This is a genomic window from Granulicatella balaenopterae, assembly GCF_900111135.1.
Taxonomy (GTDB): Bacteria; Bacillota; Bacilli; order Lactobacillales; family Aerococcaceae; genus Granulicatella; species Granulicatella balaenopterae.
Window position 1 is genome coordinate 1 of record NZ_FOGF01000030.1, and the last position, 25,859, is coordinate 25,859.

15 protein-coding genes are annotated in these 25,859 nt (G+C 35.2%); 13 read left to right on the forward strand and 2 right to left on the reverse strand.

Translation table 11 applies throughout. From position 1 onward, the window contains the following. Window positions 1-561 precede the first annotated feature (561 nt). The 12 genes from uvrB (at window position 562) to recD2 (ending at window position 20,409) form a co-directional block, all read left to right on the forward strand. Window positions 562-2,541: an excinuclease ABC subunit UvrB gene (gene uvrB / locus BMX09_RS07165; RefSeq protein WP_089747205.1), complete on the forward strand. Its 1,980-nt coding sequence runs from the start codon at window positions 562-564 to the stop codon at window positions 2,539-2,541. A 21-nt stretch (window positions 2,542-2,562) separates the two neighbouring features. Continuing rightward, window positions 2,563-3,495, forward strand: coding sequence for an alpha/beta fold hydrolase (locus BMX09_RS07170; protein ID WP_089747208.1), 933 nt, complete (start codon window positions 2,563-2,565; stop codon window positions 3,493-3,495). A 143-nt stretch (window positions 3,496-3,638) separates the two neighbouring features. After that, complete coding sequence (locus BMX09_RS07175) at window positions 3,639-4,055, forward strand: hypothetical protein (RefSeq protein ID WP_089747210.1); 417 nt, start codon at window positions 3,639-3,641, stop codon at window positions 4,053-4,055. Further along, window positions 4,034-4,447 carry an AAA domain-containing protein gene (locus BMX09_RS07180; protein ID WP_089747212.1) on the forward strand — a complete coding sequence of 138 codons (414 nt, stop codon included), beginning with the start codon at window positions 4,034-4,036 and terminating at the stop codon, window positions 4,445-4,447. The genes BMX09_RS07175 and BMX09_RS07180 overlap by 22 nt, the downstream gene beginning before the upstream one ends. 18 nt (window positions 4,448-4,465) lie before the next feature. Then, the gene (locus tag BMX09_RS07185; protein WP_089747214.1) at window positions 4,466-6,370 is read left to right on the forward strand and encodes an AAA domain-containing protein; all 1,905 of its coding nucleotides are present in this window, start codon (window positions 4,466-4,468) and stop codon (window positions 6,368-6,370) included. Between the two features lie 182 nt (window positions 6,371-6,552). Further along, window positions 6,553-7,149, forward strand: coding sequence for a type IV toxin-antitoxin system AbiEi family antitoxin domain-containing protein (locus BMX09_RS07190; RefSeq protein WP_089747215.1), 597 nt, complete (start codon window positions 6,553-6,555; stop codon window positions 7,147-7,149). Next, window positions 7,146-7,985 carry a nucleotidyl transferase AbiEii/AbiGii toxin family protein gene (locus tag BMX09_RS07195; RefSeq protein ID WP_089747217.1) on the forward strand — a complete coding sequence of 280 codons (840 nt, stop codon included), beginning with the start codon at window positions 7,146-7,148 and terminating at the stop codon, window positions 7,983-7,985. The genes BMX09_RS07190 and BMX09_RS07195 overlap by 4 nt, the downstream gene beginning before the upstream one ends. A 352-nt stretch (window positions 7,986-8,337) precedes the next feature. Further along, window positions 8,338-13,605 carry a S8 family serine peptidase gene (locus tag BMX09_RS10475; protein WP_089747219.1) on the forward strand — a complete coding sequence of 1,756 codons (5,268 nt, stop codon included), beginning with the start codon at window positions 8,338-8,340 and terminating at the stop codon, window positions 13,603-13,605. Between the two features lie 301 nt (window positions 13,606-13,906). Further along, window positions 13,907-14,176 (forward strand): 30S ribosomal protein S15, encoded by a 270-nt coding sequence (gene rpsO / locus BMX09_RS07205; protein ID WP_089747221.1) that lies wholly within the window; start codon window positions 13,907-13,909, stop codon window positions 14,174-14,176. Between the two features lie 198 nt (window positions 14,177-14,374). Beyond that, complete coding sequence (pnp, locus tag BMX09_RS07210) at window positions 14,375-16,483, forward strand: polyribonucleotide nucleotidyltransferase (protein WP_089747223.1); 2,109 nt, start codon at window positions 14,375-14,377, stop codon at window positions 16,481-16,483. Between the two features lie 200 nt (window positions 16,484-16,683). Next, window positions 16,684-17,820, forward strand: coding sequence for a tRNA 2-thiouridine(34) synthase MnmA (gene mnmA / locus BMX09_RS07215; protein WP_089747225.1), 1,137 nt, complete (start codon window positions 16,684-16,686; stop codon window positions 17,818-17,820). A gap of 33 nt (window positions 17,821-17,853) precedes the next feature. Next, window positions 17,854-20,409: an SF1B family DNA helicase RecD2 gene (recD2, locus tag BMX09_RS07220; RefSeq protein ID WP_089747227.1), complete on the forward strand. Its 2,556-nt coding sequence runs from the start codon at window positions 17,854-17,856 to the stop codon at window positions 20,407-20,409. Between the two features lie 321 nt (window positions 20,410-20,730). Here the strand turns inward: recD2 and BMX09_RS07225 are convergent, their stop codons facing one another. Continuing rightward, on the reverse strand, window positions 20,731-23,094 hold the full coding sequence (locus BMX09_RS07225) for a transglycosylase domain-containing protein (protein WP_245711144.1): 2,364 nt from the start codon (window positions 23,092-23,094) through the stop codon (window positions 20,731-20,733). Window positions 23,095-23,381: 287 nt separating this feature from the next. Continuing rightward, window positions 23,382-23,975 carry a Holliday junction resolvase RecU gene (recU, locus tag BMX09_RS07230; RefSeq protein ID WP_089747232.1) on the reverse strand — a complete coding sequence of 198 codons (594 nt, stop codon included), beginning with the start codon at window positions 23,973-23,975 and terminating at the stop codon, window positions 23,382-23,384. A gap of 345 nt (window positions 23,976-24,320) precedes the next feature. Between recU and BMX09_RS07235 the strand changes: the two genes are divergently transcribed. After that, complete coding sequence (locus tag BMX09_RS07235; protein ID WP_089747234.1) at window positions 24,321-25,718, forward strand: sensor domain-containing diguanylate cyclase; 1,398 nt, start codon at window positions 24,321-24,323, stop codon at window positions 25,716-25,718. Window positions 25,719-25,859 lie beyond the last annotated feature (141 nt).

The following is a 25,859-nucleotide window of genomic DNA, read 5'->3' on the forward strand; positions in this document are numbered from 1 at the left end:
ACTGAATGATTAACTCTTTATTTTTTTAAAAGCCAATAAGCACATAAAAAATAGGATCAATGATTTTACTCATCAACCCTATAAATTATAGAACCAAACTTTTAGACAGTTGGAGTGTACGCTCTGGCTGTCTTTTTTATGAAGTGGGCGTTAATTTATGCGTTAGTTAGGAGGGGCGATTTTGGCTTGGGAGATTAGTTGATGGGTAATTTTTCTTATTGCGATTTGGGTTTAATTTGCCAACGTTTTTTCGTTCGCTTTTTGTCATATTTTTTTGGGAGATGATTATTATGATTTCGTCTGTGAAAAGGTTGAATAGTTTTTTAGTGAATTTTGGGTGTGGGATAATGTGATGTTCATTTAGAAAATATAGTAATAAAGCATTCGTTTTCTGAAAAGTTAACAAGAAGCTTGGTACGAGGGATTTCTCTGGTGGCAGGCTTCTTTTTTTGTTAAGTTAAATTATTATTAAGCATGATTCGAGTAAATTGAAAATAAGTGATTTTTGTTTCATAATAGGGTAGAATGTTTTTCAAATAAATGAGGAAAGTAGGTGACTAGATGGAATTTAATTTAGTATCAAAATATCAACCAGCTGGCGATCAACCAGAAGCGATTAAGGAATTGGTCGCAGGACTTAAAGAGGGTAAAAAGGCGCAAACATTATTGGGGGCAACGGGGACTGGTAAGACGTTTACGATTGCCAATGTAATTAAAGAAGTAAATAAGCCGACTTTAGTCTTAGCGCATAATAAGACTTTGGCGGGGCAATTATATGGTGAGTTAAAGGAGTTCTTCCCGGATAATGCGGTGGAATACTTTGTTAGTTATTATGATTACTATCAGCCGGAAGCGTATGTGCCGTCTAGTGATACCTACATTGAAAAGGAATCAAGTGTAAATGATGAAATCGATAAGTTGCGTCATTCTGCTACAAGTGCCTTATTAGAGCGACGTGATGTGATTGTGGTAGCTTCGGTGTCTTGTATTTACGGTTTGGTGAACCCGGAAGATTATCGTGATCATGTCTTGTCGATTCGTGAAGGGATGCAGATGGAGCGTGATCAGATGCTGGAGCGTTTGGTAGAGATGCAGTTTGATCGCAATGATATGGACTTTAGGCGTGGGACTTTTCGTGTACGTGGCGATATTGTTGAGATTTTCCTTGCATCGCATGATAGTTCGGCGATTCGTGTGGAGTTTTTCGGCGATGAGATTGAGGCGATTAAGGAGATTGATGTTTTAACGGGTGAGATTAAAAATACCGTCGAGCATTATCCGATTTTCCCGGCGACTCACTTTGTTGCTAATCAGGAACAGACTCGTTTGGCGGCTGATTCAATTAAAGAGGAGTTAAAGGTGCGCTTGAAGGAATTAGAGACTGAGCATAAATTAATTGAGGCGCAACGTTTGGAACAAAGAACGAATTATGATGTTGAAATGTTGTTAGAAATGGGATATTGTAATGGTATTGAGAACTATTCAAGGCATATGGATGGCAGAAAACCAGGGCAAGCACCTTATACTTTATTGGACTTTTTCCCGGATGATTCATTGTTTGTAATTGATGAGTCGCATATTACGATGTCGCAAATTCGTGGAATGTTTAATGGGGATAAGGCGCGAAAGGAACGCTTAATTGATTATGGCTTCCGTTTGCCGAGTGCTTTGGATAATCGTCCATTGCGTTTTGAGGAGTTTGAAGAGCGTGTGCCGCAAATTATTTATATTTCAGCAACGCCTGGCCCGTATGAATTAGCGCAGACACCAATTGTTACTGAACAAATTATTCGACCGACTGGCTTGTTAGATCCGCCGATTTCGGTGCGTCCGATTACTGGTCAGATTGATGATTTGATTAGTGAGATTAATAAGCGTGTTGAGAAGAATGAGCGTGTCTTTATTACCACTTTAACGAAGAAGATGTCGGAAGATTTAACCGATTATTTAAAAGAAGTTGGTATTAAGGTTAAGTATTTACATAGTGAGATTAAAACTTTAGAAAGAACTGAGATTATTCGTGATTTGCGTTTGGGTGAATTTGATGTTTTAATCGGAATTAATCTGTTGCGTGAAGGGATTGACGTGCCAGAAGTCTCATTGGTGGCGATTTTGGATGCGGATAAGGAAGGTTTCTTGCGTAGTGAGCGTTCTTTAGTGCAAACAATTGGGCGTGCTGCTCGTAATGCGCATGGGGAAGTGATTATGTATGCTGATCATGTGACTGATTCAATGCAAAAAGCGATCGATGAAACCAATCGTCGTCGCCAAATTCAACAAGCGTATAATGAAGAACATGGTATTACACCGACAACCATTATGAAAGATATTAGAGATTTAATTGCAATTACGCATGCGGTTTCTGATGAGGAAGAGACAACAATTTCTGAAGCCTTCAAGAAAATGACGACACCAAAACGTCAAGAAGCCTTAGAACAATTGAATCTTGAAATGATGGAAGCAGCTAAGGACTTGAACTTTGAGAAAGCTGCCGAAATGCGTGATATGATTTTAGAATTGCGTGCACAGTATAAATTATAGTTACTTATTGGAGGGGATTTTATGAAAACAAAAGAATTTACAATACCGTCGACTGATGGCGTTCATCAATTATATACAAAAATGTGGTATCCAATTGGAAAGCCAATCGGTATTGTGCAACTAAATCATGGGATGTGTGACTATATTAATCGTTATGATCGTTTTGCCTATTATTTAGCGAAACACAATTTTGTTGTGATTGGGCATGATCATATTGGACATGGAAATACTGCCTTGAACCGTGATGATTTAGGTAAGTTTATCCCCGTTAATTCTGGTGAAGTCTTAGTGGAAGACATGTATACCATTACGAAATTCGTCAAAGCTCATTATCCTGATTTACCGATTGTGATTCAAGGGCATAGTATGGGCTCGATTATTTTACGCAAATATTTAATCGAGCATGGCGATGAAGTCGATGGTGCAGTTGTTATGGCGACAAGTTATACCACTAAAAATGAAAATAACTTTAACTTAATGATGTTGAATAATTTCCAAATAGTCTTTGGGAAGCATCGTCGTAGCCAAATTGCGAGTCGGATTGTTAGTTATATTCATAATCACCAATTTGCTGAAGACCGAATTGAGAATGCTTGGATTTCTTCTGATATGAATGAAGTGATTACTAATAATTACGATCCAATGTGTGCCTATAACTTTACATTGAATGGCTATCACACGATTGTTCGCTTGCAAAAAGAGATTGAAGACGAAGCGCTGATTCAAAAAATGCCAAAAAACTTGCCCCTATTACTTGCATCTGGCGAAAAAGATACATTAGGCGGCAATGGTGAAGGAATCAAAAAGCTAGCCGAAAAATATCGTCAACTAGGCATGGAAAATGTAACGATGATGATCTTTGAGAATGGACGCCATGATTTATTACACGAAAAAGACTATATGACTGTATATAAATCAATTGAAGCATGGATTAAAGAAGTCATTGATCGTTAAGTACAATTTTTAAAAGAAATAGTATTGATTAAGGTGGAAGCAATCAACTTATAAACCAATGTTGGCTTATAGAATTGTTTCCATTTTTTATTTAAATAAAAAGATTAATGTAGTAAGTAATAAAAGATAATAGGAGTGATAAATTGGATTATAGAAAAATACTTGTTTTTTTAAAAAATGAAGATAAAACAGAAAGCATTCAGACAATTTCAAAGGTGGATAATAAATATGACGTGCGATTTCATTCTCAACCAACTCAGCCCGATATGCATGGTGAAAAAAGTGTTGTGATAAATCACGTACAAGAAGAAATAGACCCAACTCAAACAGTAATTATTAATGGGGTCGTAGCCAACAATATTAAAGAGATGTATGATTTTGGTGAATGGTATCGAATTGTCTATGATAATAAGGATGATAAGAAGGATACTCATAAGTTGTATCTTAAAGACGATGTGGAAATTTGTGCGAATAAAGTAAATACGGCCAACGCTAGAAAAATATTTAACTATATTAAGGGCGTTGCTAGTGGAAAAAATTGGGGAATCTTAAATTATTAGAGTGGCAATATCAACAAAAGCTACCATTTACCGATATTGAACCACATTCAGTTTTAGGAAGTTATTTATCAAAAGAACATCAGATTCAAAAAAATCCACAAGAAGAGACAGTGGTTTATCCATTTGGAATTAATCAAAGTCAGAAAACAGCAGTAGAAAATGCTTTGACTTCGCAAGTGAGTATTATTCAAGGGCCACCGGGGACAGGAAAGACGCAAACTATTTTAAATATTATTGCTAATATTATTATGAATGGTCAATCGGTTGCGGTTGTATCGAATAATAATGCTGCAACTAAAAATGTACTTGATAAATTAATGAAGTATGATGTCGGTTTTGTGGCAGCCTATTTAGGCAATAAGAAAAATAAAGAACAGTTCATTCAGCAATAATTACCATATCCGGCAGCTATGGAACAATGGCAGCTTGAGAACCCTCAAGAAACAAGAACGCAATTAGAACAATTAACCAAGGAATTGACGGATAAATTAGCATTAAAAAATCGTTTAGCAGTCCTAAAGCGAGAGTTAGCAGACATCTCTTTAGAGTATCAATATTTCCAACAAAACCAGCAAATTTCTGAAAATGAAAAATTAACAGGGCTCTTGCGTGAGTACTCGGCAAATCAGGTAATGACAGTGTATTCCTTATGTAAGGAGCATGCTGTAGAAGGTAAAAAATGGCGCTTTTGGGATAAGGTGAAAGGTTATTTTAACTACGGTAGAAAATTCGTGACAATTATGTCGCTTGATTTTGGTGAAGTAGCTGATAATTTACTGAATGATTTTTATCAAAAAAGTATTTCTGAGTATACTAATGAACAACAATTGATTACTGAGCAACTGGAAACCTATACTTTTGATAGTAAATTACAAGAACTTGCGGATTTATCGATGGCTGTCTTTAAAGATAAGTTGAGTAGAGAGTATTCAGAATCTACAAGAAAAATATTTGAGGAAACAGAAGAGATTTCCCAGGAAAATCCAGCTGAATTTGTAAAAGAATATCCGGTAGTTTTAAGTTCGACTTATTCCATTAAGAATACATTACAGTCAGGATTTACATATGATTATGTGATTGTTGACGAAGCTTCTCAAGTGGATTTAGCAACTGGGGTATTAGCAATGTCATGTGGACATAATTTGGTAATTGTAGGAGATGATAAGCAACTACCAATGGTTCCAGGGGAAGAACCTACAGCTTTATCGAATCAGTATTGGGATGAGGAAATTGATGAAGCTTATCGTTATACCAAGCATAGTTTATTATCGTCTGCTTGTTTAGTATGGAAACAAGCTCCAATAGTTTTATTAAAAGAGCATTATCGTTGTCATCCTCAAATAATTAATTTTTGTAATAAGAAATTTTATAACAATGAGTTAATCATTATGACTGAAGAAAAAACTGGTGATAAGCCTTTAGTATTTAAAAAAGTGCCAATAGGAAATCATGAACGAGATAATACTAATCAACGAGAAATTGATATAATTAAAGAAGAAATCTTGCCACAGATTAAAAATATAAGTGCAGAAAAAATAGGTGTGATTACACCATATAAAAATCAAGTAGTCAAATTGAAGAATGAACTTCCTATTCAATGTGAGGTTGCAACAGTTCATGCGTTTCAAGGGCGTGAGAAAGATACAATTATTATCTCGACAGTTAGCAATAATACCTCTAAAGAATTCGTAAATGATCCTAAGTTAATTAATGTAGCGGTGTCTAGAGCAGTTAAGCAATTAATTGTCGTTACTTCTAGCAATAAGGGGAATGATAAGAACCACTATGGAGACTTAATGAAATATATTGATTATCAGACAATGGGCGAGGGCGTGACAGAGAGCAAGGTACAGTCTATTTTTGATTATTTATACAAACAATACTTTAAAGAACGTCAAGTAATATTAGCAAAACATAAAAAGATTTCTCAATATGATTCAGAAAATTTAATGCATCTAATGATAACAGATGTCTTAAATGAAAAGTTTCCAAGTTATGATTGTGCTTACGGGGTAATATTAAAGCATGTAGTTAGAAGTTCTAAAGGATTAAGCAAACGAGAAGTAGAATATCTTAATAATCCGTTAACACATATTGATTTTTTGATTTTTAATCGAATGAATAAAGAACCTGTTTTAGCAATTGAAGTTGATGGAGTTAATTTTCATAAAGCAGGTAGCAAGCAAGCTGAGCGTGATCAATTAAAAAATAATATTTTGAAAATAAACGGTTTACCATTAGTCAGAATGAAAACCGATGGAAGTGGAGAGAGAGAACAGTTGATTGATGCCATGGAAAAAATAGTGGCGTTATGATGCATGGTTCTACCTACACGAAGACGGGCAATACACAGATAAGGAAACCATTAACGGCTACAAGCTAGACTTTATGGAGGGACCACAGAAAATGGTGGTTTTGAAAGGATATTTAAAGAATCGGAAATTTACTTTTGTGCTTAAATATGATACAATTTAAGCACAAAAGGTAGGTGTTATAGATGTCACAAAAAGCAATTTTATTTGATTTAATGGAAGATTATAATGGTATGATTACCATGTCTCAAGCTAAAGAAAAGGGAGTTCGTAAAAATATTTTTGGTGAATTGGTGAAAAAAGGAGAGCTTGTAAAAGTCAGTCCAGGTCTTTATTCATTTCCAGAAGAAGATATTGATGAATATACACAATTAGCTTATAGAGTTCCTCAAGGCGTATTTTCTCATGATACAGCTGCTTACTTACATGGACTTACAACTAGAATGCCACTTGTATATATCATGACGGTTAAAAGTGGGACAAATGTTCATAGAATTAAAAATGATATGTTGCCAGTTGAATTTAAATATATTGATAAAAAGTATCTTGATTTAGGTAAATGTGAAATTGAAACACTTTTTGGTAGAAAAGTTAGAGCTTATGATAAAGAAAGGACGGTGCTTGATTTAATTAGAAGCACAGATACTGATTCTGCATTATTTAGTGAAGTCTTAAATAATTATTTCAAAAGTAGTGATAAAGATATTTATAAATTATCTAGATATGCCATTAAGCTGAAATTAGATCATAAACTTAGACAATATACGGAGGTACTTTTATGAAGACACCAGAGCAAATAAAAGGAGCGATAAGAAATATTTCAAAGAAAAGTGGTACAAATCTAAATTCACTTTTACAGATGTATTTATTTGAGGGAATATTAGAAAAACTATCTAAATCAGATTATAAAAACAAGTTTATAATTAAAGGTGGCTTATTAGTATCATCTCTAATAGGAGTTAATATGAGAAGTACAATGGATATGGATACTACTATTAAAGGTATTCCAGTTAATGAAGAAACTATTACAAATATCATTAACGAAATCTTAAGCGTTCCTATTGATTCAGATATTCATTATGAACTAAAGAAGTTAACTCCTATTAGGGAAAAAGACATTTATGAAGATTTTTGTGCCAATATTATTTGTACATTTGGAAAAATTAGAGCGTCTTTATATATTGATATTACAACAGGTGATGTAATTACACCAAGAGAAATGAAGTATTCTTATCCAAGAATCTTTGATGAAGATAATATCTCTATTATGAGTTACACTATCGAAACCATACTTGCTGAGAAGTTTGAAACGATTTCTAGTCGTAACATATTTACTACAAGAGCAAGAGATTTTTACGATTTGTATATGCTATTTACTGTATATAAGGATAAATTAGATAGTGAAATTCTAAGAAATGCAATCTTAAATACTAGTGAACATAGAGGTAGTTTAAAAGCCGTTAAAGAATATAAAAATATTACAGAAATGCTTTTAGATAATCCTGATTTAAATAAATTTTGGGAGAAATACATTAAAACAAATATCTATGCTAAAGATGTGAATTTTAAAGATACTGTTTTAGCGTATAAAGAAATAGGCGACATAACAAAATTATAAATTTACTTTTGTGCTTAAATATTTATTTATATAAGCACAAAGGTTAGGTGTGCCAATCTATATGGTGCCATGGATGTAAGGTGTGGGAAGCATTAATTTTTGAAATATTTTAAAACCATAAAATAAGGGAATAAAGTAATAAAAAATTATACAAAAACATTTTAGAACCAATTAGAGAGTCCTATTCTGTGAAAAACATAACGAAATATGCATGAGTCAAGCATTGACAGTTGAAAAGTAAAGAAATATAATCCTTTTTAGGGATACCTAAAACTCGTCTTTCGTGGGCGGGTTTATTTTTACACGTAATTTAGGTATACCTAAAAATAAAAATTTTAAGGAGTGTTTTTTTATGATTAGAAGGAAAGAGTATTGGTATTCGTCGATAGCTCTATTATTAGGGATAGCGTTACTTGTTTGGATGCCATTTTCGAAAGTTTCAGCAGTAGAATCGGTTGGTAATTTGGCAGAGGGAAAGATCGCCTCAGAATTAATGAGTGAGATATCAGCGGATGAATATCTTGATTTTGTAGTAAAGTTAACAACTCAAGAAGATACAAGTGATATAGCAGTTAAAGATTCAAAAGATACTCAAGCAGAAATAGTGAAGCAAAAAGTAGAAATTATTGAAACATTACAACATACAGCAACAGCAACACAAAAAGAATTAATTAGTTATTTAGAAGAGCAACAAAAGGCTGGTTTAGTCCAATCATTTGAATCACATTTTATTGTTAATAGTATTCACGTTATTGCAAAACAATCAGTCATGGATGAAATCGCAAAACGAAGTGATGTGTCAAAGATTGTTTCTAATAAAATTGAGACAGAAAAAGAAACTCCTATTGAAAACCCGATTTCATTTTCAATGTATACATCACGTGAGGCATATATTCCATGGAACTTAAAGGCTATTTTAGCGGATAAAGCCTATCAAAGTGGTTATAAAGGCAAAGATATTGTTGTAGGAATTATTGACTCTGGGGTTGATGCCAGTCACCCTGTATTAAAAGATTCATGGCGTGGTAATGATGCTAACGAAGCAGTGTATAGTTGGTTTGATGCAACTGCAGCTCATTCAAGTAGTCCGATTGATGAGACAGGGCATGGGACGCATGTAGCTGGGACAATTCTTGGGAAATACCCTGATAAAGATACCTTACTTGGTGTAGCGCCAGAAGCTAAGTGGATTGCGGCTCGTGTGTTTGATAAAGATGGTGAAACAACACTGAATATTATCTTAAAAGCTGGAGAATGGATGTTAGCGCCTACTGATGAAAAGGGCACTGCGCATCCGGAACAAGCACCAAAAGTAATTAATAATTCATGGGGTGGTAATTCTGAAGATGAATTCTTCCGTGATATTGTTAAGAAATGGCGTGAATCTGGTATTTTGCCAGTATTTTCAGCAGGGAATACCGGTCTATTTAACGAAGGTGGAAAAGGTAGTATTGGCACACCAGCAAGTTATCCGGAAAGTTTTGCGGTTGGTGCCTTGAATCTTAATGATAAAATTGCGAAATTCTCTTTAAGAGGGCCATCTACTTATGAAGGTGATGTCAAACCAGATATTTCAGCTCCTGGGGTAAATATTTATTCTAGTATTCCTGGTGGCAAATATATCCTACGAAGCGGAACGTCAATGGCTGGGCCGCATGTTGCAGGGGTAGCAGCTTTGGTGTATGCTGTGAATCCTGATTTAACGGTTGATGAAGTGGAAAAGATTTTACGAGAATCAGCAACGCCATTATCTGATAGTGAAAATGTAGGCACTCCTAACTTTGCTTATGGTTATGGAAAGGTGAATGCTTATTTAGCTAGTGAAATGGCCAAGTCATTTAAAGATAAAAAAGAAAAATTTGGCATGATTGGTGGTAAGGTAGTCATTCAACAAGAAGATACGAAAGCACCAGTTATTAATCACTCACCAATGAAAACGATTTTCAGTTCATATGCAATTGATATTACTTTTGGTGTAAGTGATGATAATGGGGTTGAAGCGGTTGAATATTACTTAGCTGCTGGAAATAAAGATGGCGAATTCCAAAAAATTGAAACGCAATTTGTCAGCGGTACAAAAGTTGCTGGAGAATATCGTGTGACGATTAAACCAGAAATGCTTACAGAAGACACAATGCGTTATTACATAAAAGCTATTGATATTAATGGCAAAGTTACGCAAACGGATGTGTATCCAGTAACGGTTGGAGAATCCGTAAAAAAAGGTTACAGCCAAGACTTTGAAGATAATATTGACGGGATTGAACTTGGTGGTAAATCGCCAATGTGGCAATGGGGTGTCCCAAAAGATATTCCTCAACATGGTGCTGAAGGTAATAAGGTAATTGGAACGAATTTGGATGGGGATTATGAGAGTTTGAAGGACTCAATCTTTGTCTTACCTCCAATTGAATTAGCAGCAGATGAACATGTCGCATTAACATTTGATCACTGGCATGATTTAGGTCATTATGCATATGCTTTTTATGATACGGCAGAAGTCTGGATTGGGGAGATTACGGCAGATAATGTCAAAGCTGAAGATATTCAATATAAATTACATAGAAGTTATAAATTCAAATCAGATAACTGGGAAAAAGAATATATTGATTTGTCACAATATCAAGGTAAGAAGATTTCCGTGATGTTTGGTATGCGTGGAGCCGATATGAAAGGGGAAGAGGGGCATAAGGGATGGTATGTCGATAATATTGCCATAGCAGAAGCCTCAAAAGAAATCCCTCAAGCACCACATGAATGGTTGAGATTTACTTATAAAGAAGTAGGGTCTTGCGTTGTTTCATTTAAACAATTAGAAGATCCAAAAGTTACTAGTTATTGTTTATACCGTTCAACTGAAAAAGACGGAAAGTATGAATTAGTTAATGAATTGAAAAAAGAAGATATTAAATATCAAAGTACTTCAATCTCTGATATTCCATTACCACAAAAAGGGACATATTACTATTATGTCACCGCTAAAATCGGTCATAATGAAAGTGAACCAACCAAAATCTTTAGTCACACCTTTACTGAAGGAACCGAAAAAGTCTTTATTGATTTTGAAAAAGATAATGGTGGCTTTACATCAACAGCAGATGAAAAAGGTAATCGATGGGAATATGGTAAGTATGATAATCCTGAAAAGCCAGAATTTGCTAGTCGTCCGAAAGTTTCAACAAGTAAAGGTAAAAATGCTGGTGATGGGTTATGGGGAACTGTTTTATTTGATTACCGCCAACCTGAAGCAACATATACTTTAGAATCAGCTGATATTAATTTAACTGGCTTATCTGAAGGTATGATGTACTTCCAACAATGGTTTAATACATTTGGACGTAAAGGGTCAATTGAATATTATGGTGAAATCTACGGTCCATATGATGATGATACTGGATATATTGAATTCAGTAAAGATGGTGGTGAGAATTGGGAAAAAGTTTATACATTAGATGATGATATGATTGATGATGAACAAGGATACCGTATTCGTGGCGCATGGTTTACCGAACATATCAAGATTCCAGCAGAGTATGCGACTGATAAATTCCGCATTAAATTTGTTTTAGAGACAGGAACAGATAAAAAAGTAACTGGTTGTGGTGGCTGGTACATTGATGATATCTATATTACTGAACAAGCAGAAAAGATATCTGAACCAGAAAAACCAATTGTTCCGGCATTTGCATTAGAAAATATGCAGTTAATGACAACTAGTGAATCAACACAAAAAACAACTACTGAAAATGCTGTAACATACGGCACAGTAAATGGAAAAGTAACCATTAAAGAAACCGGCATTTCAGCGCCATTAGAATTAGGTACTGGCCAGTTCATTATGAAACACCCAGTCGGACATTATACATTAGTAGCGTCTGCAAAAGGATACAAAACAACAGAAATCGCAGTAGACATAAAAGAAAATGAGTCAGCAGAACAAACGATTGTCCTAGAACAACTAAAACCAGGAAACCTAACAGCCCAATTCACATCAACTATTGATCAGACTTTGGAAAATGTTGTCACAAAAATTTATGCAGACGAAGAAACAACACCGCTTGCAACAGTTGAAGGCACAACAATAAACATAACTAATTTATTGCCTGGTCATTACACTTTAATCATCACAGCAAAAGATCACCGCACACTTACGAAAGAAGTGGTCATTTCAGAAGAAGCAGCAACAGATTTAGGCGAAGTAAACTTAAGTAAGATTACGACTCCAGAAGATGCAACAATAAGTAATTTATCACATGATGATGGCGTGGGCGAATCAATGGTGGGGAATTTAACTGATGGAAAGACAGCTGCTGTTAAATTTAGTGTATCAGAACCATCACAAATCAAGACTATTAAATATCGCCTAGGAACAGAAAAGAATGGTTCAATTGCGGATAAGCATTTCATTTATAGTATTTATGGAGCAAATAATCAAGATGAACTCTTAGGACAATTAATTTATGGACCAAAAGACTATCACATCACAGAAAATGGTCAATGGATAGAGATTACTTTAGACGATACAGTGATTGTTGATGGAGATTTCTATGTGGCTTATACACAAGCTGATTTAGGCCAAGATCCATTAGTATTAGCAGTTGATGATTCAACAAAAGGGTTTGGATATTCCTTCAAGTTAATTAATGGTGCGTGGAATGAGCCTTCAGAAGAGGGAGCATTTATGATTCAAGCAGTCGTGGCGCCAATTAAAGAAGTTGAAAAACCAGTAGACCCAGACAATGGCGGTGAAACACCAGAACCAGTAGACCCAGATAATGGTGGCGAAACTCCAGCCCCAGTCGAACCAGTAGACCCAGTTAATGGTGGCGACACACCAGAGCCAGTCAAACCAGTAGACCCAGTTAAACCAGTTTTACCACCAAAACCTGAAAAAGATTTTGGATGGAAATACGATTTAAAGGCTCATAAATGGCAATATTTAGATAGTCAAAAACAAGCCAAAACAGCTACTTGGCAAGATGGCTGCTACTTAACAGAAGATGGCTATATGGCAGAAGCAGAATGGATTTTCGATAAGAACTATCATAGCTGGTACTACTTAAGAGCTAATGGGCACTATGCATCAAATGAGTGGGTAGGAAGTTACTACTTAAAAGAATGGGGCGATATGGCCAAGACAGAATGGGTATATGACAACCATTACAATAGTTGGTACTACTTAAAAGAAGACGGTCACTATGCATCAAACGAATGGGTAGGAAGTTACTACTTAAAAGAATGGGGCGATATGGCCAAGACAGAATGGGTATATGACAACCATTACAATAGTTGGTACTACTTAAAAGAAGACGGTCACTATGCATCAAACGAATGGGTAGGAAGTTACTACTTAAAAGAATGGGGCGATATGGCCAAGACAGAATGGGTATATGACAACCATTACAATAGTTGGTACTACTTAAAAGAAGACGGTCACTATGCATCAAATGAATGGGTAGGAAGCTACTACTTAAAAGAATGGGGCGCTATGGCTCAATCAGAATGGATTTTTGATTCACATTATGATGCGTGGTATTACTTAAAAGATAATGGTCAATACGCACATAATGAAACAATTAATGGCTATAAGTTAGACCTCTCAGGTAAATGGATAAAATAAAAATAACTAAATACTAACAAAGAACTTGCTGCGGCAGAGTCAGTCATATTAGACTAGCTTTCTGTGGTAAGTTTTTTGCTGATTAATACGGACTTGTAAAATGCAATTACTTCACCGTAAAAACTGGTTCATTTTATAAATAATCAAAATTAACCATAATTCCTAAAGGAAAACTCTTGCTTTCACCTCAGATTTAAGGTATTATTTTATTGTGTTAAAAACACAGACCTTTTACCGAGTTTTGCGAATCACCAACGTTTTACTCAGTATAAGGCATACTATAAGGAAGAGGTGTATAGAAATGGCTATTTCTAAAGAAAAGAAAAACGAAATCATTAAAGAGTACGCAACACACGAAGGAGATACTGGTTCTCCAGAAGTACAAATCGCTGTATTAACTTATGAAATCAATCACTTAAACGAACACATCCGTAATCACAAAAAAGATTACCACTCAGGACGTGGATTGATGAAAAAAGTTGGTCACCGTCGTAACTTATTAGCGTACTTACGTAAAAAAGACGTACAACGTTACCGTGAATTAATCACTCGTTTAGGTTTACGTCGTTAATCCTTAAACAGACATTAAAGCGGGATTCATACATATGTTATGGGTCTCGTCTTTTTTGTAAAAATTGAAAATAAGTAAGAGGCTTTTCTATTAACCTTACTTTACAAATGTAAGCTAACCAATTTAGTGATTAGTGGTTTTCATTTGTAAAAGTAGGCGCTTAAAAGTCTCTACATAAATAAGAGGAGATGTAAAAATATGTCAGAAAAACAAGTTTTCACTTATAACTGGGGCGGTCGTACGCTTCAAGTTGAAACAGGACAATTAGCCAAACAAGCTAATGGTGCTGTAATGGTACGCTATGGAGATACTGTTGTTTTAACTGCAGCTGTGGGATCCAAAGAAGCTAAAGATACAGACTTTTTCCCATTAACAGTTAACTATAACGAAAAAATGTATGCAGTAGGTAAGATCCCTGGTGGCTTTATTAAACGTGAAGGACGTCCAAGCGAAAAAGCAACTTTAACAGCTCGTTTAATTGACCGTCCAATCCGTCCAATGTTTGCGGAAGGGTTCCGTAATGAAGTACAAATTACAAATACAGTAATGTCAGTAGAACAAGATTGCGCTCCAGATATGGCAGCAATGTTTGGTTCTTCATTAGCATTATGTATTTCAGATATTCCATTCGATGGTCCAATCGCTGGTGTTGATGTAGGTCGTGTAAATGGCGAATTAATCATTAACCCAACTGTTGAACAACGCGAATTATCAGATATCGAATTAACAGTTGCTGGTACGAAAGATGCTATCAATATGGTAGAAAGTTCAGCTAAAGAAGTTTCTGAAAAAGATATGTTAGAAGCATTATTATTCGGTCACGAAGAAATCAAACGCTTAGTAGCATTCCAAGAAGAAATTACTGCAGCAGTCGGCAAAGAAAAAATGGAAGTTACTTTACTTGCATTTGACGCAGAATTAGAAGCACAAGTAAAAGAATTATATACTGAAGCAATGAAGACTGCTATCCAAACAGAAGAAAAATTAGCTCGTGAAGATGCTATCGCAACTGTTAAAGAGACAGCAATCGCTCATTTTGAAGATACTTTAGAAGATAATGATGAAAAAGCCGCTTTAATAAAACAAGTTGGTCAAATCATTGATGTATTAGAAAAAGATGAAGTTCGTCGTTTAATTACGGAAGATAAAGTAAGACCAGATGGACGTAAAATTGACGAAATCCGTCCATTATCATCAGAAGTAGCTTTATTACCACGTGCTCATGGTTCAGGTTTATTTACTCGTGGACAGACTCAAGCGTTAACAGCGGCTACATTAGCTCCATTAGGCGAATACCAAGTGATTGATGGATTAGGTAGTGAAGAAGGCAAACGTTTCATTCACCACTATAACTTCCCACAATTCTCAGTAGGTTCATGCGGACGTGCAGGTAGCCCAGGTCGCCGTGAAATCGGTCACGGTGCTTTAGGGGAACGTGCCTTAAAACAAGTCATTCCTTCAGAAGAAGAATTCCCTTACACAATCCGTATTGTATCTGAAGTGTTAGAATCAAACGGTTCTTCATCACAAGCAAGTATCTGTGCGGGTACATTAGCGTTAATGGATGCAGGTGTTCCTATTAAAGCTCCTGTAGCAGGTATCGCAATGGGCTTAGTATCTGATGGCGACAATTACACAGTTTTAACAGATATCCAAGGCTTAGAAGATCACCTAGGAGACATGGACTTTAAAGTTGCTGGTACTACAGAAGGTATCACTGCTTTACAAATGGATATCAAAATCCAAGGTATCACAGAACAAATCTTAACAGAAGCATTAGATCAAGCTAAAAAAGCTCGTTTCGAAATCTTAGAAGAATTAACATCAACATTAGCTGCACCTCGCGCTGAGTTAAGTGAATACGCTCCTAAGATTGAAATGATTAAAATTAACCCAGACAAGATTAAAGTTGTTATTGGTCGTGGTGGCGATACAATCAACAGCATTATTGATGAAACTGGTGTTAAAATTGATATCGATCCAGAAGGTAATGTATCAATCGCTTCAACTGAGGCAGCAATGATTGAACGTGCGAAAGAAATCATCGAAGACTTAACTCGTGAAATCGAAGCAGGTCAAGTGTACGAAGGAACTGTTCGTCGTATCGAAAAATTTGGTGCATTCGTTGAAATCGCTAAAGGTAAAGACGGTTTAGTTCATATTTCTGAATTAGCACATGAGCGTGTTGCTAAAGTAGAAGATGTTCTAAAAGAAGGCGATAAAGTAAAAGTGAAAGTTATTGAAATTGATCGTCAAGGTCGCATTAACTTATCTCGCAAAGCTTTAATCGAAAAAGAAGAAGCATAATCTTAACATTCCAAGCAAGGTAGCTACGGTTGCCTTGTTTTTTTGTCGTTTTTTGCCTTAAATAGTAGAAATTTCGACTTTTTATGAGCTTTCTGTTTGAAATACTTGTAATTTTTTAGTATCCCTTTATAATTAAATAGACTGAATGAACGACCTTCAAATCGTTTAGTATCAGAATAAACTGAAATGATGGTGAAAGAATGACAGAGAAAAAAGATAATAGTAATATTCGTGTAGTAGTAGGTATGAGTGGAGGGGTTGACTCATCAGTAACAGCTTTATTATTAAAAGAGGCTGGGTATGATGTGGTTGGTATCTTCATGAAAAACTGGGATGAAACTGATGAAAATGGCGTGTGTACAGCAACAGAAGATTATAAAGATGTGGCTGCCGTAGCAGAAAAGATTGGTATTCCATACTACTCAGTTAACTTTGAGAAAGAATATTGGGATCGTGTATTTGAATATTTCTTACGTGAATATCGACTAGGTAGAACGCCTAATCCCGATGTGATGTGTAATAAAGAAGTGAAATTCCAAGCCTTTTTAGATTATGCCCTAGATTTAGGGGCAGACTATGTGGCGATGGGACACTACGCACGAGTAACACGTGATGAAGATGGTACTACTCATTTATTACGTGGTGTAGATAATAATAAAGACCAAACTTATTTCTTAAGCCAATTAAATCAAGAACAATTAGCAAAATCAATGTTCCCGATTGGTCATTTAGAAAAATCAGAAGTACGTAAGATTGCTGAGCGTGCTGATTTGGCGACTGCTAAGAAAAAAGATTCAACGGGGGTATGTTTCATTGGGGAACGTAACTTCAATCAATTCTTATCTAATTACTTACCAGCTAAACCCGGTAAAATGGTGACTTTAGATGGTGAAGTGAAAAATGATCATGCTGGTTTAATGTATTATACAATTGGTCAACGTCAAGGATTAGGAATTGGCGGCGGTGGTAAATCAAATGAGCCATGGTTTGTTATTGGGAAAGATTTAACGACGAATACTTTATATGTGGGACAAGGATTCCATCATGAAAACTTATACTCAGATAGCTTAACAGCAACGGATATTCAATTTACGACTAATGAAGAAAAGCCATTAACGTTCAAATGTACGGCTAAATTCCGTTACCGTCAACAAGACGTTGGTGTGACTGTCCATTTAGATGAAGCTGATCGTACAAAAGCGACAGTGGTATTTGATGAGCATGTTCGTGCGATTACTCCAGGTCAAGCGGTAGTATTTTATAATGGCGAAGAATGTTTAGGTGGCGGTATTATTGACAAAGCCTTTAAAGATGGTCAAGAAAGACAATATGTATAAAAATAATTAATAAAGCCAGAAAGGGGTGCAGAAATGACGCAATCAGAGGAACCATATATTACAGGTGCGGTGATGACTTTCTTTTATGAGAATCCATCCAATTATTATAAAGTAATGCTCATTAAGATTGATGAGACGAATACTGAATTTGAGAATGATGAGATTGTTGTGACAGGTGTCTTTGGTCAAATCCATCAAGATGTGCCATATCGTTTTAAAGGGCGACTTGTTTCTCACCCTAAATATGGCCAACAATTTTCAGTAACTAGTTATAGTCAAGATCAACCGACTGGCGAATTGGGCTTGGTACGTTATTTATCAAGTGAGAAGTTCCCTGGTGTGGGTGAGAAGACGGCTAAGCGCATGGTTCGTGAAATTGGACTAGGTGTTATTGATAAAATTATTGCGGATAAAGAGTGTTTAAAAGGAATTACTGGTTTAACGCCGAAAAAACGTCAGCAAATCCATGATACTTTAGTTGCCAGCCAAGGTACTGAGAAAACGTTAATTGCTTTATCGAATTTAGGTTTCTCGGCGAATCTTGCACAGAAGATTATGAACAAATATAAGGATAAGACTATGGAAATTTTGGAGGAGAATCCTTATTTATTTGTGCGTGATGTGGAAGGTGTTGGTTTTAAACGAATTGATGCGGTTGCCAAGGACATTGGGATTGCACCAGATAATCCGAATCGTATGGCGGGTGCGGTCTTTGTGGTCGTGCGTGATATTTGTTATCAAAACGGGAATACTTATTTATTAGATAAGGAAGTCTTGGTATTAGCGCAGAAATTATTAGAGTCTTCGCAGGCCTTTTTAGTGGAGTATGATCAGATTGTTGAAGGTATGAATGAATTATTGCGTGAAGGGGCTTTAATTGCCGATGAAGATAAGATTGCATTAAGCTCATTATATTTTTCTGAAATTGGCATTAGTTCGTCAATTGATCGTCTGCAAAGAAATGCAAAGGATTTGAAGATTGATATTGATCACATTAATGAAGCGATTGCTAAGGTTGAAGAATTGGATGGCATCAAGTATGACGAGGTGCAGCGTAAAGCGATTGAGGAGATTATCCAGTCACCGATGTACATCTTAACGGGGGGACCTGGTACTGGTAAGACAACCATTATTAAAGGTGTTGTTGAAGTGTATAAGATGATTCATAAGAAGAAAGTTGTTGAATTGATTAAGCGTGATGAAGATCCAGTTAAATTGGCAGCCCCAACTGGTCGTGCAGCTAAGCGGATGTCTGAGGTGACTCATTTGCCAGCTAGTACAATTCACCGTTTATTAGGCCTGACAGCTGATGATAATGGATTTATGTCGGCAGAAGAACCGACTGAGATTAGTGATGTCTTATTAATTGTTGATGAGATGTCGATGATTGATACTTGGTTGATGAATCGTTTGTTGAAATCAATTACTTGTACGACGCAGATTTTATTTGTTGGGGATAAGCATCAGTTGCCATCTGTTGGTCCTGGTCAAGTGTTGGATGATTTATTAGAGTCGAAAAAGATTCCTAGTATTGAATTGACACAAATTCACCGACAAAAAGATGGCTCAACTATTGTGGAACTTGCTCATCAGATGAATAGGGGGAGTTTGCCAACTGATTTCAAACAAGGAAAACGTGATCGCTCCTTTATCCCCTGTCAACCAAATCAAATTGTAACGGTCATTGAGCAAGTTGTTGAAAAGGCGATGTTAAAGGGTTTTGATAAGCGTGATATACAAGTTCTTGCACCGATGTATCGTGGTGAAGCGGGGATTGATGCGATTAATACCATTATGCAAAATATTATGAATCCGATTATTGGTAAGACGAAGCGTGAAGTAGAATTTTTTGAGCGCAAATTCCGTGTAGGGGATAAGGTCTTGCAATTAGTGAACCGTGCTGAGTTTAGCGTGTATAATGGTGATATCGGTGAGATTACCGCTATTGAATATGCGAAAGAAAACGAAGAGAAAGTTGACAAAATTTTTGTAGCTTTTGATCAGGTTGAAATGGAATATCCTCGTTCAGATTGGAATCAACTAACGCTTGCTTATTGTTGTTCGATTCATAAAGCGCAAGGTAGTGAATTCAAATTAGTTATCTTGCCAATGGTGCATCAATATAGTCGAATGTTGCGTCGTAATTTACTTTATACGGCAGTTACACGTAGTAAAGAGTTATTAATTATGTGTGGCCAGGAATCAGCCTTTCATGAAGCAGTAGCCAGCGAAAGTGATCGCCGTAAGACGCAATTAATGACATTTTTAACTGAAGAGCGTACAACAAAAGAATCCGAAAAAGACTTAGAAACCTCGCTTACAAATGAAGAAACTGATGATATCCAAACACAAATAACCGATGAAAAAATAAATAATAACCAAAAAGATACAGAAAAATCAACCACAGAAACCACCAAAAAAGATAATCATGAACAGGATACAATGGGAATGATTTCAACGGAAGAAATTGTAGATGTTGTGACTGAAAAACTGGATGATGGGATATTAACCTTAGAAAAAGTTATTAATCAAATGATTGATCCAATGATTGGTATGGGGAATCAAACACCATATGACTTTATGAAGTAATTGAATGCCTGTGTCTTACTAGACTTGATGTGTAAAAGCGTCAAGTCTTTTTTGTATTGTAGGGAAGTGCAAGTTAGAGAGGTATTCTGCGATTGACTTTCTTTTAACTAAAAATACCGGATGAACTCAATAGTGGTTCAACAACAATGGCGTAAGAGAAGAGAATCTTCAAGCTCTAAAAATAGCTCTACAATAAATGGTGTTGTTGAAGAAATTCTTTAATGGTATTATTTATTTTTTTATACAAAAAAGCACCAATACCCGAAGATATCAGTGCTATTTGTTATGGCTACTAGTAATGCAGTATTTTTTTAAGATAATTTATTGCCCATGCTGATTTGGTGAAGAATCTTCATTTGGTGTATTCGGTCTTGAGTTTGGCTCTTGTGATGGAGCGGGTTCACTAGATGAAGTGTCACTAGATGAACCTGGTGTATGTTGTTCGCTTGATGAAGATGATTCAGATTCAGAGCTTGATTCCGAAGAGCTTTCTTCTGTAAATAATTCTAATTCAAATTCTTTGGTATTAGAGCTATCTTTACCAACTGTAACTTTCATTGATAAAGTAACATGAGGTTCCGTAATATTTGAAAAGATGGCTGACGTTTTATCGGTAACGCTTAATTCTTGTGAACCAATAACTAATGAAAAGACTGGCTTTTCATTTGAACCAGCAGGAACTTGATATGGGTCCCAGTTAACGGTTAATTCTTTTCGTAATTGATCATAACTTGCTTTAACTCCTGTTGGTGCAGGGATGACCTTGCCAAAATTAGTTGAATATGAGTTAGGAATAGTTCCTTTTACAAATAATTCTCTTGAAATTGATGAAGCAGGTGTTAAGGCTCCAGGTAATGATAATGGAATAGTTCCTACTTCAATATTGGCTGCTTCAACGGAATCTGGTTGTACCCAGTCAGCTGTTTTTGTATTGCGACTAATATAAGACATTAATTGATAATAAATTTTCTTAGCATATGTTTGTTCCGTTGCATCAACACCGTGACCTTTAACGTATGGATCATCATACCCTACCCAAACAGTTGCAACATAATTTGGTGTGTAACCAGCCATCCATGAGTCAGGAATAATATTTTTACCAGTTTCACCCATTGCTGCTAATTGTTCCTCAGTATAGTTACTTGAACCAGTTTTACCAGCTTGAGGTAAACCAGGGATATTGATGTCTGTTGCAAAACCTTTTGTGAACGAATCTTTTAAGATATCGGTAATCATATAGGCTGTTGAATCTTTCATTGCCTTAGTTTGTTCACCATCAAAAGTAAAAGTTTCACCATCTCGTGTTGTAATTTTTGTAACAACATGTGGTTTTGAATAGTTACCGTAATTAGAGAAGGCTCCAAATGCGGCAGCTAGTTTTAATGGAGAAACAGGTGTATTAATTGAGTTACTTTCTACAAGATAATCTTTACCGTCGTTTTCAACAGTAATATCTAATTTTTTCAAGAAGGCGGTAATATTGTCATTACCAACTTCGCGGAATGCTTGTAGGGCAGTGGTATTACGAGAAAGATATAAGGCTCTTCTCATAGTCATTGCACCGAAATATTTTCTATCCCAGTTATAGATGTCTTTACCGCTTGAATACTTCGTTGGTTGGTCGATAAAGGTATGACCTGTTGAGTAGTCTAGGTATTCAATGGCTGGACCATAATCCATAATTGGTTTGATGGTGGAACCTGTACTACGATTTAATTTGGTTGCACGGTTAAAGGTTAATAATTGTGTCTGATTGCGCCCGCCACTAATTGCTCGTACTTCACCAGTTTGTGAGTCTAGTAGAACGGCTGCAGCTTGTAATTCATTATTAACGTAATTGATATAATCTCTAGTATTTAACACATTATATAGATGTCTTTGCGCACCAGAATCAACGGTTGTTTCAATTGTTAGACCGTCATTATAGGGATCTAAGCCTGTTTTGTCGGCAACTTCTTCTAAGACAGTTGAGATTAATGAGTCGAATACTAAGGCATCATTTGAATCAGCTACTACTTCATTATCATGCGAAATTAAGCCATCTGTAATGGGTGTGTTTTCGGCTTCTGTTAATTCTTGTTCAGTAATTTTGCCATCACGGTTCATAACTTGTAAGACAATATCACGACGATATTTTGCATTATCAGGATTCGTGTATGGATTATAACTATTTGGCGCTTGTGGCATACCAGCTAATAAAGCAATTTGCGGTAAGGATAATTGATTTAGCGGCTTACCATAATAGTATTCGCTAGCTGTTCCAAAACCATAAACATTATTTGACATATAGACCTTATTTAGATAGTAGGTTAAGATTTGTTCTTTTGAAAATTCTCGCTCAATTTTTAAAGCTAAAACGGCTTCTTGCGCTTTTCGTTTATAGGTTTGATCGACTTCTTTTGTAGAGAAGACTGAAAGCTTAATCAATTGTTGAGTAATGGTACTACCACCTTGCCGAGCGCCTGATGATTTTAAATTATTAACAAATGAGCCAGCGATACGGATTGGGTCAATACCGATATGTGTGTAGAAACGTTTATCTTCTATAGAAGTTACGGCATCTTTTAATGTTTGAGGCACATCTTGTTCGCTAATCATTTCACGGTTTTCACCGCCTAATTCAGTAATTACTTTACCATCTTTGTCTAAGATGGTTGTTTGAATAGCTCCTTCTAAGTCTTGCATGGTGATATCTGGGGTAGAGGCTGCATAAAATAAAAACAGTCCAATTCCAGATAGAATAACCAGTAAAATAAGACTAAGGATAGTTAGTAATATTTTTTTGAAGACAGATTTTTTTTGCTTTGAGCTTTTCTTTTTTGTGTATTTCTTATTGGATTTTCTTGATCTAGTTCTTTGTGTTGGCATAATGTATTGCTACATAAAATAACGAAAACATAGAGCATTTTAGTTATTATACATAGCTCCTCCTTTGCGTTTATTTTAGTATTGATGGTTAAGCTTATGTTAGCTTATTTTAATAGTAATTCATCAACAATGGGTAAGTAGTCCAAATTACCTTGTATAGAAAGGAAAATTGGATAGCCATTATCTTTTATATAGGATAGAGGGATAGAAGACTTGTCCCCATTATTTTTAATATAATCAATAATATAGCTTGCTTCTACTAGAAAATATTCTTGTAAACTAGAAAAATAAATAATGAAAAAAACAATGCCACCTTGTTTAACACAATTATCCATATGCTCTAGTTGGTGTTGATGAATATTAGCGAGCGGAAAAGAGGTTTTATTTTTAGTCTCTTTTGCTTCAAAGTCAATATAAGCACCATTATAGACGCCATTGTAATCGGTTGTGGAAGGTTGTCTAAAATAAGCTTCCTTAATAACGGTAGCACTTCTTTTAGGGTAATCCACATTTACAATTTGAATTGGCGTAGGCTTCTTATGAATGACAGCCAATTGTTTTTGTAAATAGACTTGATTCGTTTGATTTAATAAATTTTCTAAAAACATCCCACGACCAGAATGATTAGTTCGTTCCATTCGTTTCGTTGGTCTTGGAGTTTGAGATGGACGAATCGTGCCTTTAGGGTATTGAATCACAGCATTCACTCCTTTATCTATCGTATTATACCATTATTAGAGTGTAAAAGTACAAAAAAATACTAAAAAGCTAAATTCTCCCAAATTGATTTGATAATAAAAACACTAAAATAAACGGAAAAAAACTATCTATTGTGAAAAAAATATATTGCATATTCGTAAAAATAGTTTACAATAAAAGTATAGAAATAAGTTAAAAATATATTATTAACTAAGCTATATAGTATAAAAATGTCACATAATCGTTACATATTAAAATTGTGTTAAAAAACTATACAAATCTAGTAGATATTAATTGATTTTAGTGAGTTTTACGATGTAGAATGTGGTTATAGGGGGGATTAAATGGATTATCAATTAAAGCAATTGCAACAGGGATATGACCTTCAAAGTGAAATTATTAAGTACACTCCAGGTGGTATGCATGTATGTTATTTAAGTGACCCCATTCATTTAGAATATGCAAGTGATGGATTATGCAATATGTTAGGATATACGCGTGAAGAGTTTGAGGAAAAGACAGGTCAATTGTACCTGGAAAATATAGTACCAGAAGACCATCATATTTTTCTAGATTTTGTAAAATACTTAGCCAAAAACTTAGAAGCTTTGACGTGTGAATATCGTATGGTTTGCAAAGATGGATCAATTATTATTGTTTCGGACAAAATGGAATCAAAATTATGTAGTGATGGTATTATTCGTGGCTATTCTTCAGTAACAGATATTACTAAGCAAAAAATAATTGCACAAGAATTAGAAGAACAAAAAGAGCAATATAAACAACTATATACAGAAATCAAGCAATCCGAAGAAAGATTCCGTATGATTTCATCGTTTTCAGGTATTTTATTTTATGAATATGATACAACTAATAATGCATGTATCGCTTTTGAGAATATTGAACACGTATTATTATATAATAATGCTGAATTAAAGCAGAAATTAGCAGAATACCGATCTAAGCATGAGAGTATTCCAATTTTAGGCGGAATGTTTGACTTGGTGTATGGTGAAGATAAGCCATTACTATTGGAACAAGCTGAGATATTAAAAGAAAAAGGACATGTATCAACAGAAGTCCGGATGTTATGTGGTGATAATCAATATCATTGGTTTCTGATTGATATTTATCGTTCAGGTAATGATGCGACTATCGAGATGGGATGTATTCGAAATATCGATGCAACGAGAAATGAATTAGATACATTAAAGCTAAAAACAATGCTTGATCCAATGACGAATTTAATGAATAAGGTTTCTGCCTTCCAAGTAATTGATCAACATTTAAATAAAGAGTATCAAGATAATGCATTACTATTTTTGGATATTGATAATTTCAAAGCTGTTAATGATCAATTAGGGCATGAAATAGGAGATAAAGTTATTTGTTATGTTGCAGAGATTTTACAAGATACCTTCCGTCAACGAGATGTTTTAGTGCGTTATGGTGGCGATGAATTTATGGTCTTTATGACAAATGTACGACATAAAGAAGCGGTATTTAGACGTGCTATGGAAATATTACAAGATGTAGCCAAGTGTCCTTATACAAAAGATACTAATATTGATTTATCAGTTAGTATCGGTATTGCTTTTTCAAAAGAAGGTTCAACTGCACGCTCATTATGCTTAGAAGCTGATGAAGCAACATATAAAGTTAAAAATAATGGTAAAAACGGTATTTATAATAAACATTTTGTCTTTAAAAACAATGGACATGTATACAAAAAGACACAATAATTAGTAGTGAAGAGTGAATTTTTTTTAGGTTAATTCTAAAAAAAATGGTTCTATAATTTATAGGGTTGATGAGTAAAATCATTGATCCTATTTTTTATGTGCTTATTGGCTTTTAAAAAAATAAAGAGTTAATCATTCAGT